This is a genomic window from Skermanella pratensis, from assembly GCF_008843145.1.
Lineage (GTDB): Bacteria > Pseudomonadota > Alphaproteobacteria > Azospirillales > Azospirillaceae > Skermanella > Skermanella pratensis.
Genome location: NZ_CP030265.1, coordinates 17443 through 33778, shown reverse-complemented (window position 1 = coordinate 33778; position 16336 = coordinate 17443). Strand labels below are relative to the sequence as shown.

Here is a 16336-nt window from a genome sequence, read left to right as displayed (position 1 = left end):
GACTCCACCAAAGAACGGCTACCAACGAAGCAGCACTCAAGGGGTGCGACCAATAGGAGCCGTGACGTTGCGCCTATTTGCAAGTATGGCCCGTTTATGGTCTCTACGCTAAACTCCGGCCCGCGCCAGAAGCCTGGTGACAAGAGCCGGCGCGGTCGGAACCGCGCCAGACAGGGCGCAACCGATCGGAACCGAGGGAAAAGTTCATGGATATCTCGAAGATCCCAGTGGGCAACGACGCACCGTGGGACGTCAACGTCATCATCGAAATCCCGATGGGCGGCGAGCCGATCAAGTATGAGGTCGACAAGGAAAGCGGCGCGCTGTTCGTCGACCGGTTCCTGCACACCGCCATGTACTACCCGTGCAACTACGGTTTCATCCCGCACACCCTGTCCGACGACGGCGATCCGTGCGACATGCTGGTGGTCGGCCGCCGGCCGATCCAGCCGGGCGCCGTCCTGCGGTCGCGGCCGATCGGCGTGCTGATCATGGAGGACGAGGCCGGCCAGGACGAGAAGGTCCTCGCGGTTCCGGTCAACAAGCTGCATCCGTTCTACAGCGACGTGAAGTCCTACAAGGACCTTCCCGAGATCCTGCTCGACCAGATCGCGCACTTCTTCCAGCACTACAAGGACCTGGAGAAGGGCAAGTGGGTCAAGATCAAGTGCTGGGGCGACGCCGAGGAGGCCGCGAAGATCATCCAGCAGTCGATCGACAAGTATAACGCCGAAGGGTAACCGGCTGGATCGCCGGAGCTGATCGGATGACCGGGTCCCAGCCGATCGGCCGGGTGACCGTCCTGCGGGGCGACATCACCCTCTGCCGGGTGGATGCGATCGTCAACGCCGCCAACGGCGCCCTCAAGCGCGGCGGCGGCGTCGACGGCGCGATCCACCGGGCGGCCGGCCCCGGGCTCCAGCGCGAACTGGACGGAATCGCCGGTTGCCCTACCGGCGAATGCCGGATCAGCGGCGCCTACGACCTTCCCGCGTCGAGGCTGATCCACTGCGTCGGGCCGGTCTGGCGCGGCGGTTCAGCGGGCGAGGACGAGGCGCTCGCCGGCTGCTACCGTTCGGCCCTGCTGCTCGCGGACCGTCACGGGCTCGCGACCATCGCCTTTCCCGCGATCAGCACCGGCATCTACGGCTTTCCCCCCGAACGCGCGGCGCGCATCGCGGTCGATACCGTGATCGGCACGCTGGCCGGCCTGCCCGGGATCGCCGAAGTCCGGTTCGTCTGCTTCGACGAAGCCACCGCCGGCCTCTACCGGGAGCTGCTTGGGGCGTAATACCGCACCCGCCCCCCGGAACCTTGAATTGTCGGAATGGTCCCGCGCGGGTATGGTGCCCCGCATCAAAGAGACCTCCGTCCCGCCGGCCGGTTGTCGGTACGGGGGCCGGATGACTTGATCACGATCCGGGACCGGCCATGACCGTTCGCAATCTCGACTCCCTGCTGAAGCCCACGTCGATCGCCCTGATCGGCGCCAGCCGCCAGCCAAAATCCATCGGCGCGGTCGTAGCCCGAAACCTTTTCAACGCCGGTTTCGACGGGCCGGTGATGCCGGTCAACCCGCACGAGCGGTCGATCGAGGGCGTGCTGTGCTACCCCACGGTCGAGTCGCTGCCGATCACCCCGGACCTGGCGGTGATCTGCACGCCGCCCGACACGGTCCCCGACCTGGTCCGCCAGCTCGGCGAGCGCGGCACCAAGGCGGCCATCATCATCACCGCCGGCTTCGGCGAGCTGGGGCCGGAGGGCAAGGCCCTCCAGCAGCGCGTCCTGGACGCGGCGCGCCCCCACCTGATGCGGATCGCCGGGCCGAACTGCCTGGGCGTCATGGTGCCCGGGCGCGGCATCAACGCCAGCTTCGCCCACGTCAATCCCATCAAGGGCGATATCGCGCTGATCGCCCAGTCCGGCGCCGTCGTGACCTCCATCGCGGACTGGGCGACCAGCCGCAACGTCGGCTTCAGCCACCTGATCTCACTGGGCGGCATGGCCGACGTGGATTTCGGCGACCTGCTCGACTACATGGCGGCCGACTACAACACCCGCGCCATCTGCCTCTATGTCGAGGCGATCACCCACGCCCGCAAGTTCATGTCGGCGGCCCGCGCCGCGGCGCGCCAGAAGCCGGTCATCGTGATCCGCTCGGGCCGCACCGACGAGGCGGCGAAGGCCGCCAGCTCCCACACCGGCGCGCTGGCCGGCCATGACGACGTCTACGACGCGGCTTTCCGGCGCGCCGGCATGCTGCGCGTGGTCGAGCTGGACGAGCTGTTCGACGCCGTCGAGACGCTGGCCATGGGCGTGCAGATAACCGGCGATCGGCTGGCGATCGTGACCAACGGCGGCGGCATAGGCGTGATGGCGACCGACACCCTGATCGAGGAAGGCGGCTGCCTCGCCGGATTGGACGAGACCGTGATGGCGAAGCTGAACGCCGTCCTGCCGCCGACCTGGAGCCGCGGCAACCCGATCGACATCATCGGCGACGCCTCGGGCAAGCGCTATGCCGACACGCTCGCGGCGCTGCTCGGCGATCGCAACCATGACGCCATCCTGGTGATCAACTGCCCGGTCGCGGTCGCGGACGGCGCCGAGTCGGCGCGGGCCGTGGTGGACGCCCTGAAGGGGCGCAAGCATCCGGTCCTGACGAGCTGGCTCGGCGACACCTCCGCGCAGGAGGCGCGGCACCTGTTCGCCGCCAACCGGATCCCGACCTACGAGACGCCGAGCAAGGCCGTCCGCGCCTTCATGCACCTGGTGCGCTACCGCAAGAACCAGGAGCTGCTGATGGAGACTCCGGCCAGCACGCCCGAGCAGTTCCAGGTCGACGAGAAGGCGGCGCGCGCCCTGATCGACGCGGCCATCGCCGACGGCCGGAGCTGGCTCAGCGAGTTCGAGGCCAAGCACGTCCTGGAAGCCTACGGCATCCCGGTGGTCGAGACGCTGAAGGCCCGCACCCCGGAGGATGCGGCCGAGGCCGCGCGCCGCATCGCCAGGCCGGTGGCCCTCAAGATCCTGTCGGTCGACATCATCCACAAGTCCGACATCGGCGGCGTCCAGCTCCACATCAAGACGCCGGAGGAGGTCCACGCCAAGGCCGTGGCCATGCTGGAGCGGGTCCGGGCGCTGCGGCCCGACGCCGACATCGAAGGCTTCACCGTCCAGGCCATGGCGAGCAAGCCCGGCGCCCACGAGCTGATCGTCGGCGTCGCCGACGACCCTCTGTTCGGGCCGGTGCTGCTGTTCGGCCAGGGCGGCACCTCGGTCGAGGTGGTCCAGGACAAGGCGCTGGGATTGCCGCCGCTCAATACCAATCTCGCGCGCGAGATGATGTCGCGCACCAGGGTCTGGAAGCTGCTCCAGGGCTACCGCGACCGGCCGCCCGCCGCGAACGACCAGGTGGCGCTGACCCTGATCAAGGTCAGCCAGCTGATCACCGACATCGCCGAGATCGTCGAGCTGGACATCAACCCGCTGCTGGCCGACGACACCGGGGTGCTGGCGCTCGACGCCCGCATCAAGGTGGCGGTGCCCGCCCTTCTTCCAGGATCCCGGCGGCTCGCGATCCGGCCCTACCCGAAGAAGCTGGAGAAGCGGGTCAAGCTCAACGACGGGCGGGAGTTCCTGCTGCGCCCGATCCGGCCCGAGGACGAGCCGATCATCCACCGGATGTTCGAGCGCATGACCCCGGAGGACATCCGCCTGCGCTTCTTCGCGCCGATGAAGCGCCTGTCGCACCAGATGGCCGCCAAGCTGACCCAGATCGACTATGACCGCGAGATGGCGCTGGTCGCCGTGGCTCAGATGGCCGACGGCCAGGACGAGCTCTACGGCATCGTCCGCATCGCGGCCGACCCGGACAATCAGAAAGCCGAATACGCCGTGATGGTGCGCAGCGACATGAAGGGCAAGGGCCTGGGCTACGTCCTGATGACCCAGATCATCGAGTATGCCCGTTCCCGGGGCATCGGCGAGGTGTTCGGCGAGGTGCTGCGCGAGAACACCACCATGTTGGCGATGTGCCACGAGTTGGGCTTCACCCGGCGGGAGAATCGCGACGAGCCGGGCGTGGTGGAGGTCCGGATTTCCCTAGCCGAGCCGTCCGGCAACGCCTGACCGGCCGCTCCCCTGGGGAACCTCCCTCCGCCCTCCGCGTTGGAGAGCCGACGCGGAGGGAAATTGATCGATCAGCCGGATACCGATACGGACCACGAGGCAGCGCAGCGCCGCCTGCTCCGGCGCAATAGGAGGCTGGCCACGGGGCTGCTGCTGTTCGCGGCGACCCTGTTCGTGGCCCTGCGCTTCGTGCCGGAGCCGGGATTCTGGATACTGCTGCTGCGCGCCGCGTCGGAGGCGGCGATCGTCGGCGCGCTGGCGGACTGGTTCGCGGTGACCGCGCTGTTCCGCCGGCCCCTGGGCCTGCCGATCCCGCACACCGCGATCATCCCGTCCAGCAAGGACCGCATCGGCGACGGGCTCGGCAGCTTCGTCGAACGCAACTTCCTGGAGCCGTCGCTGGTCGTGGCGAAGCTCCGCTCGGTCGATCCGGCGGCGCGGCTGGTAGGCTGGCTGAATGCGCCCGGCACGGCGGAGGCGCTGGCCGTCCGGCTGGTCGCGACGCTGCCCGGCGTGATCCGGTCGATCGAGGACCGCGAGCTGCGCGACTTCTTCGGCCGGGCGCTGGGCGAGCAGCTGCGGGGGACCGAAGTGGCGCCGGTGATCGGCAAGGTGCTGGGCGTGCTGGTTGCCAGCGGGCAGCACCAGCCCCTGCTGGAGCGCGCGGTGGCCTGGGCGCTGGACCTGATGGACCGCAACCAGGGCCGGCTGGAGGCGATGGTCGGCCAGCGCAGCGGCTGGTGGATTCCCAAGGCGATCGACCGGCGGGTCGCCCGCTCCCTGAGCAGCGGGGCCCACGATTACCTGAAGGAACTGCTCGACCCGGCATCGCCGATGCGCATCCGCATGGAGTTGGCGATCGAGGATCTGGCCCGCGACCTTCAGGACGACGCCGACACCCGCGCCCAGGTCGAGGCGGCCAAGGCACGGCTGCTCGACCAGCCGGAAATCCAGGCTTGGCTGGCCGGGTTGTGGGACGAGGTGCGCCGGATCACGCTGGACGACCTGGAACGGCCCGATGGCCGGACGCGCGAGGCGCTGGTCACCGGCCTGAAGTCGCTGGGGTCGGCGCTGGAGACGGACCCCGCCATGCGGGCGCGTCTCAACGCCTCGGCCGAGCGGCTGGCGCTGGACCTCATCTCGCCCTGGCGGCGCGGTATCGGCCGCTTCATCGCCGAGGTGGTCCACAACTGGGACGCCCGGACGGTATCGGACCGGATCGAGACGGCGGTCGGCAGCGACCTGCAGTATGTTCGCATCTCCGGCACCATCGTCGCGGCCCTGGTCGGCTCCGCCCTGTTCCTGGTGACCCGGCTGATCGAGTGACGCCGGTCAGCGCCGTCCCAGCGACTCCAGCAGGGCGGCGGCCGAGGTTTCTCCCAGGTCGGCCGCGCGGCGGTACCAGGTGGCGGCGCGCTCCGGATCGCCGGCGACGCCCCGGACGCCGATGGAGCCGAGATAGGCCGGATCCAGCGTCCGGCCCACTGCAAGCGCCCCCCGTCCGCTGCCCTGGGATGCCGCCGTCTCGAACAGCAGCCGGGCCGAGGCGATGTCGCCCAAGGCCATCAGACGGTCGCCCCGGTCCAGCAGCGCGTTCTCGGCCATCGCCGGGATCCGCGGTTGTGGCAGCGGTTCCGGCGGCGGCGGCTCCACGGTGACAACCGGAGCGGGCGCCTGCTCCTCCGGGGGCGGCTCCGCGAGGGTCGGCTTCGGCTCAGGCAATAAGGGGGCGGGCTCCTCGACTGCCGGTTGCTCGATCACCGGCTGCTCGATCACCGGTTCTTCGAATGCAGGCTGCTCGATCACCGGTTCCTGGGGTGCCGGCTGCTCGGCAGGCGGTGGTTCGGCGGCCATCGGTTCGGGTTCGGGTTCGGGCGCCGGGTCGGTCATGGAGTCGCGGGAACGAGGCTGCTCGTCTTCCAGTTCGGCCACCATGACCCCCGGTTCGGCTGCCCGGATGCCGGCGCCCGGTTCCGGAACGACCGAGCTGACCACGACGGCATTCGGATTGTCGGAAACATGCACGGTCGGCACGCCGTATTTGGGCTCGGGCGAGATGAACGCGGTCGCGGCGACCGCCAGGGCGATGCCGGTGGCCCATGGCAGTGTCCGGCCGCGGGGCGGTTCCGGCTGAACAGGACTCCTCCTGGAGGGTAGCGTCCGTGCCGGCGGATCCGAAAGGGCGTCGCGGTCCTTCGGACACCCGGCCCTGGGTGCGGTCGCCGCCCGTGTCCGCAGGTCCTCGAGGACATCCTGCATCGAGCGCGGGGCGGCGGTGAGGCAGCGCGACGGGTCCGGCCGCAGCGCTGCAGGCGTCAGGTCGAGCGGCTGGAACGTGGGAAATTCAGAAGCCGGCTCAACCGTCGCGGCCATGTGCACGGCCCGGCTGGCACGGGCCAGCGTGATCGCGTCGGCAGTCAGGCGCTCGATCTCTCCCGGTATGCCGTTGCCCTGGGCGACGATCCGCCTCACCGTGTCAGGGGCGATGCCGGCGACCTCGCCCCGGCTCGCGATCAAGGCGGCGATGAAATCCTCGGCCGCCCTGTCGTCGAGCGGGTCCAGATGCACGCGGGCCGTGATCGCGCCGCGCACCGTTTTGGAAGCGGAGCGGACGAGGGTTTCGATCAGGCCGGTGCGCCCGGCCAGGAGCAAGGCGAGCGTTCCCCGGCGGGTCAGCAATGCGAACCGCTCGAGCGCAGCCCCGTCGAGAGCATCCACACCGTCGACGACCAGCAGCGCACGGGGCACCGGGGCGGCGATACCCCCCTGCGGCGATGCCTTCCGCGAGAGTTCCTCCTCCAGCCTGGTCAGTTCCTTGGCAGCCGTGCCGGCATCGGGCACGACGGCGCATACGGTACCCCGGGCCTCCTGGCGGGCCGCCAATTCGCGAACCAGCCGGGACTTGCCGACCTCCGGCGATCCGGTCAACAGCACCAGGGGATTGGGAAACGTGAGGGCGGTACGGATCTGTTCCAGGGATGCGCCCCTGCCACCGCCTGGCCAGAAAGGCCGATCAACAACGGGAATGCTATTTTCGCTCATTGAGACAGAACACGAAAACACCTGATGCTGTCCCCTGTTCAGGGGTCTATGGACGGGAATTGCTCCAGCCACGGCTCTCCACCATGGAGAACGCGTCTGTCCAGGCTAGCAGATGGACAAGTGCTTGTGGCCCGCGCAGCAGTCCATGGACTTGCGGTATACCACTTTTGATTTTTACTGGATCGGAATGTGATGCAACCAGGAGTCTTCCCGCTGGAAGATCTTCACTGGAGGAGAATGGCGCGAGTGACGGGACTTGAACCCGCGGCCTCCGGCGTGACAGGCCGGCGCTCTAACCAACTGAGCTACACCCGCGTCGTGGGGACGCGTATCTACGATCCCGCGGAGGCGTTGTCCAGAGCCGATTTCCATTTTTTTTCGAGGGGTGCATTTTTCGACGCTGGCGACCGCTTGACAGCTCGATGACAAAGGCACATCATAAAGATGTAGTAAGAACGAGGAGGTCGTCAGATCAGGATAAACTTCTCCGCGGTCGGTTTACCGGCCAGAATCCAGAAGATAGGCCAATGGCCGATTGATTGGAGGGTGAGTAAAATCCATGAGTCCGCCGGCGATTACTTGAGCCTGCCGTCGACACGGCATCTCAAATGCTACCAAAATTGATCCGGTATCGCACCGGATTGCGGTAATGTCTCAACCGCTTCCGAACCCCCGCTGCCCTGGAGCATGCGGGGGTTCTTGCTTTCAGGTCGCTGTTCAGCGGTCCGGACCCGCCGGCTGGCTGCCGTGCAACTCGCCGCTGCCGGCCTCGGAACTTCGGCCGCCGGATTTCTCCACCCGCAGTTCCTCGGGACCGGGTGCCAGGGACCGGAACTCCGATGCATCCTCGCCCGGCTTCTTGACGTTCAGCCGGTCGTCCGCGATCTCCAGCACGCCTTCGGCCCCGGCGACCTCGTCGGCGCGGCTCCAGCCGGGCTCGAAATAGGTGGTCCCCAGGGTCTCCAGCCCGCCGGGCTGATGGCGGTCGATCACGGCGAGCGCTCGGTCATGGTCAGCGGCGGCAGTGTCGACCACCACGATCGACCCGCCGCGGCGCAGTGCTTCCGCGGCGCGCTGGGCGACTTCGACCGTGATTCCCCGGTCACGCAGGACCTGGATGAGCTCCCTGCCCCTGATCTGTTCCGCCAGGGGGCCGATCACGACCAGCGGGCCGATGTCGGAATCGTTCACGTCATGTCGCCCGGGACGGTCCGGGGAGACGTCGGCGGCGGTGGCGGTGCCGTGCCGGCCGGCGGCATGGGGCGACAGGACGTTGACCGCTTCGGCGCCGAAGCCTTCGGCGCCCAGCTCGTCCATCACGCGCAGGGCGGTCTCGAATCGGGTGTAGAGAGCGACCAGGTGCGCCTCTTCCATGGCATCGGCTCCTTCCAGTCAGGTCTGTTCGTAATCCTGGATCAACCGCCGCCGATGGCGACGGTTCCGGCGGAGGCGATCCGGCGGAAATCCGTCAATCTTGTGACAACAGGCCGCACAGCCTGCGGCATGGTTTGAACAGCCGCGCGCGACCGCATCGTGTAGCTTTCGCGCAAGCCCACATGCGCACCCCTGTCACGTAACGGAGATCCTGGAATGGACGTCTATCTGAAGCCCCTGGCCGCCGGCGTGCTCGCCCTGGTCGGCCTGCTGGTCATCGTCGCCCTGTTCGTCACCCACCCGACCTGGCTGGTGCCGACCATGGTGGCCGCCGCGGCGGCGAACTTGGTGATCCTGCTGATCGCGGCGCAGTAAAGTCACCGGCCCTTCCCGTCCGCCGGGATCACGCGGCGGTTCGGGTCCGCCTGCCGGCCCGGCCGGGCGACCGGGTCGGCGGGAGGGCCTGAACCGCCGCGGCGCGACCCCTCAGGTCCCGACCGCCTGGAGCATCTGACCGCCCGAGCTGTCGCTGTTCCGGCAGTGCACCATCGTGAACATGCCGAACGGCGGCAGCTTGGCGATCGTCACGATCTCGATTCCGGCATTGGACAGCAGCGGCGACATGGGCATGTCGGCGTGCCAGCCCAGCAGCTCGGCGAAGTTGGCGATCATGCGTTCGAACTTCAGCCGCAGGCCGGCCTTCTCCGCCGAGAAGTGGTTGACGATGTAGATGTCGCCGCCCGGCTTGCAGACCCGCTTCAGCTCGTTCATCACGGCCTGCGGGTCCTCCACCACGGTCATCACATACATCGCCACGACCACGTCGAAGCTTTGGTCCTCGAACGTCATGCTCTGGGCGTCCATCTCGACCAGGCTCTCGACGTTCCGGATCCCCTTCTTGGCGACCCGCTCGCGCGCGATGTTCAGCATCTCCTCCGACGCGTCGATGCCGACGATCGTGTGGTCGGGATTGTAGTCCGGCAGGGACAGGCCGGTGCCGACCCCGACTTCGAGGATGCGAAGCTTCTTGCGCGCGTTGATCCGGTCGAGAGTCTGCTGGCGCCCCGCCTCGAAGCTCTTGCCAAAGACGAGATCGTAGACGCCGGCATAACGGCGGTAGGCAGCGCGTACGGTATCTATGTGCATGTTCTTGTTCTGTCGTTGAGAAACCAGACGGGTTTTTCCGGCTCATCCCCCCGCAGGCGGAAATGTGCGAGCCGAAGATGTAACATCGGTCAGCACGTACCTTTCCGCAATGGCAAAAAGAGAAGCAATGATGTTGTGGTTATATTGAACGACCAGTGAAAAATGACCCTCACCATCTTTGATACACACCTCGGCGTGGGAAATCAGCCTTGCGTACACTTCGGCCGCCGCCACGGGTACCTGATTGTCCATGTCGCCGTGCCAGATCACCGTCGGCACCGAGATGTCCTCCACCGTAAAATTCCAGGGCTGGGCGAAGATGCGCGCATCGTCGAGGGCGCCTTGCGGGCCGTTCCGCAGCGCTTCCCGGAAGCTGTCCACCACATGGATGCCGACCCGGCCTGCCAGGACACGGCGGTCCGCTTCCGGCAGGCGGCCGAACCGCAGCAGAGTCCGCAGCAGCGAGGCGGACCGCAGGCCGAGCACGAGGCGGCGTCCCAGAACCGCGGCCAGAGCCGCCGAGCCGGGCAGCCGGTCGAGCATCATCAGCTGCGCGGCGGCGCCGCCGGCTTCCCATCCCATGTTCGGCGGCGCTATGCCGCAGATCAGCGCCAGCCCGGTGACGCGGCCGCGGAGCAACGCCGCGCAGGCGGCGGCATAGGGCGCCCCGCCCGAGACGCCGGCCACCGCGAACCGTTCGATCCCGAGGGCGTCGGCGGCGGCCGCCACGTCGGCCGGCCAGTCCGCCAGCCTTCGGCCCGGCCTGGGATCGGACAGGCCGTAGCCCGGGCGGTCCAGCGCCACCAGGCGGATGCCCGAGATCTCGACCATGCCCGGCTCCAGCCGGCAACTGGGGAAGCCGTGGCAATAGATGACGGGGGGTGCGTCGGGATCGCCATACTCGGCGTAGCCCAGCCGCCGGCCGTCCGGCAGACGGATGGTATCCTGCCTCAGGTGGGTTCGCTGCAATCCTGGCCTCCGGAACTCGGATGTGGAGGGTGGGTCACCACCCGTCGAGAACAAGCGGCGATCCAGGAAATGCGACGCGAGTGGCTAAAATTCGATGCCGAGCAGGGCGCAGGCGCCGGCCACCACCAGCACCCAGAGGATGGACATCAGGACGATCCAGATCGCGAGGCTCAGCCTCGCGGACAGTGGGCGGGCAGCGGTGGCGGACGCTTGCGCGGGAGCAGCCCTTTCCAGCGTCTTCGTAACCAAACCCATCCCAAAGCCCTCGACTGGAGTATGGGAATATTTTATGCAATTTTGTTTATTCCGTTACGAAGATTAAGTGGATACTCCTTTCGGAAATGAGTGGACCGGAGGAGAGGGCGACCCCGCCGGGCCGGCGGGCCGCCCCCCTTCGGCGTCAGTCGGCGCCGCCGGGCTCGCCGGTGAAGGTGATGACCATGTCCTCGTCCCGGGCGATGAACTGGCAGGCCAGCCGGAACGGCGGAGCCACATGGTTGACCTCGGCGTCCTCGATCTGGGCGGCGGTGATGCGCCCGAGCGACTGAAGGGTGGACTTCTCCTTCTCGGTCAGGTCGATCGCCATCTTCGGCTTGCCGGCCAGGTACTTCACTTCGATCAGGCACGACCCGCAGTCGCCCTCGCGGCAATCATGCGGAATCCTGACATCGTTCTTCTCCGCCAAGGACAGAACGGTCTTTGTATCGCCGGCCGTCGCATAAACCGTGACATCGCGATGCAACGTCGGCGATGAAAACGTGATGATTGCCATGTCCTATCTCCCACATGACTTGGAAAGACATCTCTGTCCGTCCGTTTTACTTCAAGATCACGTTAGACCCGGCATGACCGGACACAAGCGGCGAATTGACGCTGTGCAGCATGCCGCTTTCCGGCCGGGGTAGGACGTTTGGATGGGCTGGGTACCGGGGCGCCGGCCTCCACATCCGAGGTCATGCATGTCGCTCCGTCCTCACCCCCCAGCGCCCCGGCCGCGCTCCGCGCCCTGCCCCAGGTCCAGAAGCTGCTGGAGAGCGCCGAGGCCGCCGCCCTCATGGCGGAGTTCCCGCGCGCGCTGGTCGTCGAGGCGGTCCGCGGCGGGCTAGACGCGCTGCGCCGCGCCGTTCTGGACGGATCCGTGTCCTTCGAGGCGTTCCCCGCGGACAGCTTCTTCGACTCGGTCAGGGCGGCGCTGGAACCCTTTCGCCATGGCCAACTGCGCCGGGTCGTCAACGGTACCGGCATCGTCATCCATACCAACCTGGGCCGCGCGCCCCTGGCGGAGCCGGCGGTGGCGGCCCTCGCGCAAGTCGCCGCCGGCTATGCGAACCTCGAATTCGACCTGGAGAGCGGCGCCCGGGGATCGCGCTACGCAGCGGTCACCGACCTGCTGTGCCGGCTGACCGGGGCGGAGGCGGCCCTGGTGGTCAACAACAATGCCGCCGCCGTGCTGCTGGCGCTGAGCGCCGTGGCCCGGGGCGGCGAGGCCCTGGTCTCCCGCTCCGAGCTGGTGGAGATCGGCGGTTCCTTCCGGGTGCCCGACGTGATCCGCCAGGGCGGCGCCCGGCTGGTCGAGGTCGGCACCACCAACAAGACCCGGACATCCGACTACGAGGCGGCGATCACGCCGGAGACCCGGGTGATCCTGAAGGTCCACCAGAGCAATTACCGCATCGTCGGTTTCACCAGCGCGCCCGCCCTGGCCGACCTGGCGGACCTGGGCCGGCGGCGTGGGCTGGTCGTGATGGAGGATCTGGGAAGCGGCACCCTGCTCGACCTGCGCGACATCGGCCTGCCCCACGAACCGACCGTGGGAGAAAGCGTCGCGGCGGGCGTCGATCTGGTGATGTTCAGCGCGGACAAGTTGCTGGGGGGTCCGCAGGCTGGCATCATAGTAGGCCGTCGCGACCTGATTGTCCAGCTGAAGAAGCATCCGCTGCTGCGGGCGGTCCGGATCGACAAGCTGTCGCTGGCGGCCTTGGAGGCGACGCTGAGGCTCTACCTGGACCCTCCCCGGGTGGTGGCTTCCGTGCCGGTGCTCGCGATGCTGGCGACCCCCCTGTCCCTGCTGGAGGAACGGGCCGGCCGGCTGGCGGAGCTGCTGGCCGGTATCGACGGGCTGGAGGTCGCCGGGGCCGACGGCAAGAGCTATTCCGGCGGCGGCTCCCTTCCGGAGACGGCGCTGCCGACCCGGCTGGTGACGCTTCGGGCGGCGGGACTGGGGGCGGCCGGGCCGGAAACGGCCGAACTGGCGCGGCGGCTGAGGCTGCACCGGCCGGCGGTGGTCGGCCGGATCGCCGCCGACCGCTTCATCCTGGACATGCGGACGCTGGGCGACGCGGACCTGCCGGTGATCGCGGCAGCGATCCGGGGGGCGATCCGGGAAGCGGCTTGGGGAGCGGCGGCGTCATGAGGAGCGCTCTGGTGGGCGTGATCGGCCACGTGGACCATGGCAAGACGGCCCTGGTCAAGGCGCTGACCGGTATCGACACCGACCGGCTGGCGGAGGAGAAGCGGCGCGGCATCTCCATCGCGCTGGGTTTCGCCCATCTGGCGGTGCCGGGCGGAGAGATCGACCTGATCGACATGCCCGGCCACGAGCGGTTCGTCCGCACCATGATCTCCGGCGCCACCGGCATCGACGCGGTGCTCCTGGTGGTCGCGGCGAACGAGGGAATCAAGCCGCAGACCGTGGAGCATGTGGAGATCGCCGGCCTGATCGGCGTGAAGCGGGGCATCGTCGCGGTCGCCAAGTGCGACCTCGCGGATGCCGCGCAGGCCGAAGCCGCCGGACGGGCCGCCTGCGAACTGGCGCGGGACGCGGGCATCGGCGAGGTCACGGCGGTCCGGACCTCCGCCGTGACCGGAGCGGGCCTGGACCGGCTGCGCGAGGCGCTGGGCACCCTGCCCCGGGATTCCGGGACCGAAGCGGATGCCGGAGTCTTCTTCCTGCCGGCCGACCGGGTTTTCGCGGTGGCCGGTTTCGGGACGGTCGCGACCGGCACGCTCCGGCGCGGCTCCCTTCGGGTCGGCGACGCGGTGGAAATCCTGCCGGGCGGGCGGTGCGCACGGGTCCGCAGCCTCCAGATCCATGGCCGGGCGGTCGAGGCCGCCGGGGCCGGCCGGCGCACCGCCGTCAACCTGCGCGGGGTCGAGCGGTCCGACCTGGCGCGGGGGGCGGCACTGGCAACGCCCGGCCTGCTGGTGCCTTCCGCCTGGCTCGACGCCGAGTTGAGGCTGCTGCCCTCCGCCGGCCGGGATCTCGGGAGCGGGACGGTGGTCCGGCTGCTGTTCGGCACGACGGAGACGTCGGCCCGGGTGCGGCTGCTGGACCGGGACCGGCTGGAGCCGGGAGACAGCGCGCCGGTCCAGCTCCAGGCCGGCGAAGCGGTCGCGGTACCGGCCGGCGAGCCTTTCATCATCCGGACGCCGTCGCCGCCGGCCACGGTCGGCGGCGGGCGGATCCTCGACCCGGCGTCCCGCCGGCGTCGGCGCCGCGATGCCGGCACGCTGGATTTCCTGCGCGTCCTGGCGGCCGGGCCGCCCGCCGCCGTGGTGGCGGCCCGGCTGCGGGCCGCCGGCGCCGACGGCTGCGCGGTCGCGGAGCTGTGCCGGCTGCTGGCGGTTTCACGTGAAATGCTGTGCGGGATCCTGCCCGCCGCCGGGGCGGAGCTTGCGGGAGAGGACGCCGTGCTCCTGACGGAGGTGCGGTGCCGCCTGGAATGCCGCGTCCTGGCGCTGGTCGAGGAGCATCACCGCCGCCATCCGACGGAGCCGGGGCTGCCGCGCGAGCGGCTGGAACGCACTGTCGCCGCCAGGGCCGCCGGCCTGGTCCGCCAGGGCATCCTGATCAACGACGGGGGGCGGCTGCGCCACCGGGACTTCGATCCGGCGGCGCTGCTGTCGGAGCGTGACCGGGGCGCCCTCGCGGCGGTCGAGGCGCCCTTCCGGGAGGGCGGGTTGACGCCGCCGGACATCGCCGCCGTGGTCGGTTCGGACAAGGCCCGGTTCCAGGCGGTGCGCTATCTGGTCCGCACCGGAACGCTGGTCCGAACCACCGACCGGGTGCAGAAGCGCGACATCCTGTTCCACCGCGACGCGGTCGCCAAGGCGAAGCGGATCATGGCGATCCACCTCGCCGACCGGGCCGGCGGCTTCCTGGTCGCCGACCTGGGCCGGCTGCTCGGCATCACGCGGAAGTTCAGCATCCCGCTGCTGGAACACCTGGACGCCGACGGCTTCACGCGGCGCCAGGACGACCGCCGGGTGATCGCCGGAGCGGGGGAGCGGCCGTCCTGACGGGTAGGTGGGCGGGTAATCGGAGGCAGGTAGCCGTAGGTCGGCCTCGGCCGAAGGCCGACGCCGACACCATGGCCGGAGCGTCGGCGCGGGGTGTCGGCGTTCGCCCTGACGGGCGAAGGCCGACCTACAGGCTTCCAGGCTTCAGGTCAGAACCGGCACTGGGTTTCCGGCCGGTCGTCACCCAGGCTGTCCAGCTCCGTCACCTGGTGCAGGAAGCCCTCCTGCGGCGAGACCGAGACCAGCATGCGCGGGTTGACCAGCAGGACCGGCTGGCGCATCTGGCCGTCCCACGGGCGGAAGCTGAGCGGTTGGCCCTTGAAGCCGCCCAGCGCGAAGTCGGGGCTGCGGATGAAGCCCTCGATCGTCTTGGGATCGGCCGAGTTGGTCCGGGTCGCGGCCTCGCCGACGGTGCGGACCGCCAGCCAGGCGGTGTGGTCGCGCTCGGTCATGCTGCGGCCGGCCTGACGTTCGAACCGGCGCTGGAGCTGGGTGGCGCCCCAGTTCTCCGTCACCCGCGACCAGGCGGTCGGCACCAGCCCCTGGGTCCCGGCGACCGGACGCGGGCGGGCCGTGCGGTCCACGAGGTATTCGCCGAACTGGTCCTCCTCGTCGGCGACGATCAGGATGTCGTAGTCGTCCACCTGGGTGAACCCCTGGATGGCGTCGCGCTCGTTGACGGCGCCGCTGTCGGTGCGGCGGTTGCCGGTCTCGAAGGTCCAGGGCTTGTCCACCACGATGCGGGTGTTGTAGCGCTTGGCGGTCCTGCGGATCGCCTCGGCCAGCTTCTTGTCGCCCTCGCCCGGCCCCTCGACCAGGAACCAGCGGGTCCAGCGCTTGAACACCATGTATTGGCCGAGCGCGTCGGCCAGCATGGCCCGGCTGGGGATGGTGTGCAGGACATTGGCGCGGCACTGGTCGCGGCGCAGGCTGTCGTCCCGCGCCCGGGCATTGAGGATCAGGGCGCCATCGGCTTCCGGCAGGTCGGCGACGGCGAGCAGCCCCTGGGCCGGCAGGTCGGAGACGATCAGCCTGACGCCGCGCCCCAGCATCTCGCGCGCGGCGGCGGCGGGGTCGCCGTCCTCCGGCACGATCACCTCGTCCAGCTTGAAGTCCTGGCCGAGCAGCCGGCCGGTCGTGGCGTTGTCCTTCAGCCCGAGCTGGGCGCCCTGGATGCCCTCGTCCTCGAGGATCGGCTCGACGAAGGACAGCGGCTCGCGCGGCGGTTCCTGGCGGCCGAGATAGCCGATGGTGACCTCGACGGCCTGGGCCGGGATGGCGCCGGTGATGATCGCGGCGGCGGCGGTGCCCGCGACGGCCGCGACGCAGGCGGCCCGGATGGTCTTGGATAGTTTCATTCGTTTCTTCCTCCCTG

14 protein-coding genes and 1 tRNA gene are annotated in these 16336 nt (G+C 69.1%); 7 read left to right on the top strand and 8 right to left on the bottom strand.

The window, feature by feature from the left end; translation table 11 throughout:
• Window positions 1–206 precede the first annotated feature (206 nt).
• The 4 genes from ppa (at window position 207) to DPR14_RS00120 (ending at window position 5457) form a co-directional block, all read left to right on the top strand.
• Entirely contained in the window at window positions 207–740 is a 534-nt protein-coding gene (gene ppa, locus DPR14_RS00135) for an inorganic diphosphatase (RefSeq protein WP_158043350.1), read from the top strand.
• Window positions 741–766: 26 nt separating this feature from the next.
• On the top strand, window positions 767–1291 hold the full coding sequence (locus tag DPR14_RS00130; protein ID WP_158043349.1) for a macro domain-containing protein: 525 nt from the start codon (window positions 767–769) through the stop codon (window positions 1289–1291).
• A gap of 140 nt (window positions 1292–1431) precedes the next feature.
• Window positions 1432–4131 (top strand): bifunctional acetate--CoA ligase family protein/GNAT family N-acetyltransferase, encoded by a 2700-nt coding sequence (locus tag DPR14_RS00125; protein WP_158043348.1) that lies wholly within the window; start codon window positions 1432–1434, stop codon window positions 4129–4131.
• Window positions 4132–4194: 63 nt separating this feature from the next.
• Complete coding sequence (locus DPR14_RS00120; protein ID WP_192499192.1) at window positions 4195–5457, top strand: DUF445 domain-containing protein; 1263 nt, start codon at window positions 4195–4197, stop codon at window positions 5455–5457.
• Between the two features lie 6 nt (window positions 5458–5463).
• Here DPR14_RS00120 and DPR14_RS00115 read toward each other — a convergent pair whose 3' ends face one another.
• The 3 genes from DPR14_RS00115 to DPR14_RS00105 form a co-directional block, all read right to left on the bottom strand.
• Window positions 5464–7065 (bottom strand): ATP-binding protein, encoded by a 1602-nt coding sequence (locus tag DPR14_RS00115; RefSeq protein ID WP_158043346.1) that lies wholly within the window; start codon window positions 7063–7065, stop codon window positions 5464–5466.
• 346 nt (window positions 7066–7411) lie between these two features.
• Window positions 7412–7488, bottom strand: a tRNA-Asp gene (locus DPR14_RS00110).
• A 402-nt stretch (window positions 7489–7890) separates the two neighbouring features.
• The gene (locus DPR14_RS00105; protein WP_158043345.1) at window positions 7891–8547 is read right to left on the bottom strand and encodes a hypothetical protein; all 657 of its coding nucleotides are present in this window, start codon (window positions 8545–8547) and stop codon (window positions 7891–7893) included.
• A gap of 216 nt (window positions 8548–8763) precedes the next feature.
• Between DPR14_RS00105 and DPR14_RS27050 the strand changes: the two genes are divergently transcribed.
• Window positions 8764–8922, top strand: coding sequence for a hypothetical protein (locus DPR14_RS27050; RefSeq protein ID WP_192499191.1), 159 nt, complete (start codon window positions 8764–8766; stop codon window positions 8920–8922).
• A 111-nt stretch (window positions 8923–9033) separates the two neighbouring features.
• On the opposite strand, the gene DPR14_RS00100 is transcribed toward DPR14_RS27050, so the two are convergent.
• From DPR14_RS00100 to DPR14_RS00090, 4 genes are all read right to left on the bottom strand, one after another.
• The gene (locus tag DPR14_RS00100) at window positions 9034–9693 is read right to left on the bottom strand and encodes a class I SAM-dependent methyltransferase (RefSeq protein ID WP_158043344.1); all 660 of its coding nucleotides are present in this window, start codon (window positions 9691–9693) and stop codon (window positions 9034–9036) included.
• Between the two features lie 42 nt (window positions 9694–9735).
• Entirely contained in the window at window positions 9736–10662 is a 927-nt protein-coding gene (locus DPR14_RS00095) for an alpha/beta fold hydrolase (protein ID WP_192499190.1), read from the bottom strand.
• An 84-nt stretch (window positions 10663–10746) separates the two neighbouring features.
• Window positions 10747–10917 (bottom strand): hypothetical protein, encoded by a 171-nt coding sequence (locus DPR14_RS27045; RefSeq protein WP_192499189.1) that lies wholly within the window; start codon window positions 10915–10917, stop codon window positions 10747–10749.
• Window positions 10918–11062: 145 nt separating this feature from the next.
• Window positions 11063–11434 (bottom strand): 2Fe-2S iron-sulfur cluster-binding protein, encoded by a 372-nt coding sequence (locus DPR14_RS00090; RefSeq protein ID WP_158043342.1) that lies wholly within the window; start codon window positions 11432–11434, stop codon window positions 11063–11065.
• Between the two features lie 183 nt (window positions 11435–11617).
• On the opposite strand from DPR14_RS00090, the gene selA reads away from it, so the two are divergent.
• Window positions 11618–13075, top strand: a complete 1458-nt coding sequence (gene selA / locus DPR14_RS00085) for an L-seryl-tRNA(Sec) selenium transferase (RefSeq protein ID WP_192499188.1) — start codon at window positions 11618–11620, stop codon at window positions 13073–13075.
• Window positions 13072–14961 carry a selenocysteine-specific translation elongation factor gene (selB, locus tag DPR14_RS00080; protein ID WP_158043341.1) on the top strand — a complete coding sequence of 630 codons (1890 nt, stop codon included), beginning with the start codon at window positions 13072–13074 and terminating at the stop codon, window positions 14959–14961. The genes selA and selB overlap by 4 nt, the downstream gene beginning before the upstream one ends.
• A gap of 149 nt (window positions 14962–15110) precedes the next feature.
• On the opposite strand, the gene DPR14_RS00075 is transcribed toward selB, so the two are convergent.
• Window positions 15111–16319: an ABC transporter substrate-binding protein gene (locus DPR14_RS00075; RefSeq protein ID WP_158043340.1), complete on the bottom strand. Its 1209-nt coding sequence runs from the start codon at window positions 16317–16319 to the stop codon at window positions 15111–15113.
• Between the last annotated feature and the right edge of the window lie 17 nt (window positions 16320–16336).

Coding starts and splice junctions, on each gene's coding strand:
- DPR14_RS00090 (WP_158043342.1), bottom strand. CDS start 11,434: ATGGCAATCATCACGTTTTCATCGCCGACGTTGCATCGCGATGTCACG.
- DPR14_RS27050 (WP_192499191.1), top strand. CDS start 8,764: ATGGACGTCTATCTGAAGCCCCTGGCCGCCGGCGTGCTCGCCCTGGTC.
- DPR14_RS00100 (WP_158043344.1), bottom strand. CDS start 9,693: ATGCACATAGATACCGTACGCGCTGCCTACCGCCGTTATGCCGGCGTC.
- selB (WP_158043341.1), top strand. CDS start 13,072: ATGAGGAGCGCTCTGGTGGGCGTGATCGGCCACGTGGACCATGGCAAG.
- DPR14_RS00105 (WP_158043345.1), bottom strand. CDS start 8,547: ATGGAAGAGGCGCACCTGGTCGCTCTCTACACCCGATTCGAGACCGCC.
- DPR14_RS00075 (WP_158043340.1), bottom strand. CDS start 16,319: ATGAAACTATCCAAGACCATCCGGGCCGCCTGCGTCGCGGCCGTCGCG.
- DPR14_RS00130 (WP_158043349.1), top strand. CDS start 767: ATGACCGGGTCCCAGCCGATCGGCCGGGTGACCGTCCTGCGGGGCGAC.
- selA (WP_192499188.1), top strand. CDS start 11,618: ATGCATGTCGCTCCGTCCTCACCCCCCAGCGCCCCGGCCGCGCTCCGC.
- DPR14_RS00125 (WP_158043348.1), top strand. CDS start 1,432: ATGACCGTTCGCAATCTCGACTCCCTGCTGAAGCCCACGTCGATCGCC.
- DPR14_RS27045 (WP_192499189.1), bottom strand. CDS start 10,917: ATGGGTTTGGTTACGAAGACGCTGGAAAGGGCTGCTCCCGCGCAAGCG.
- ppa (WP_158043350.1), top strand. CDS start 207: ATGGATATCTCGAAGATCCCAGTGGGCAACGACGCACCGTGGGACGTC.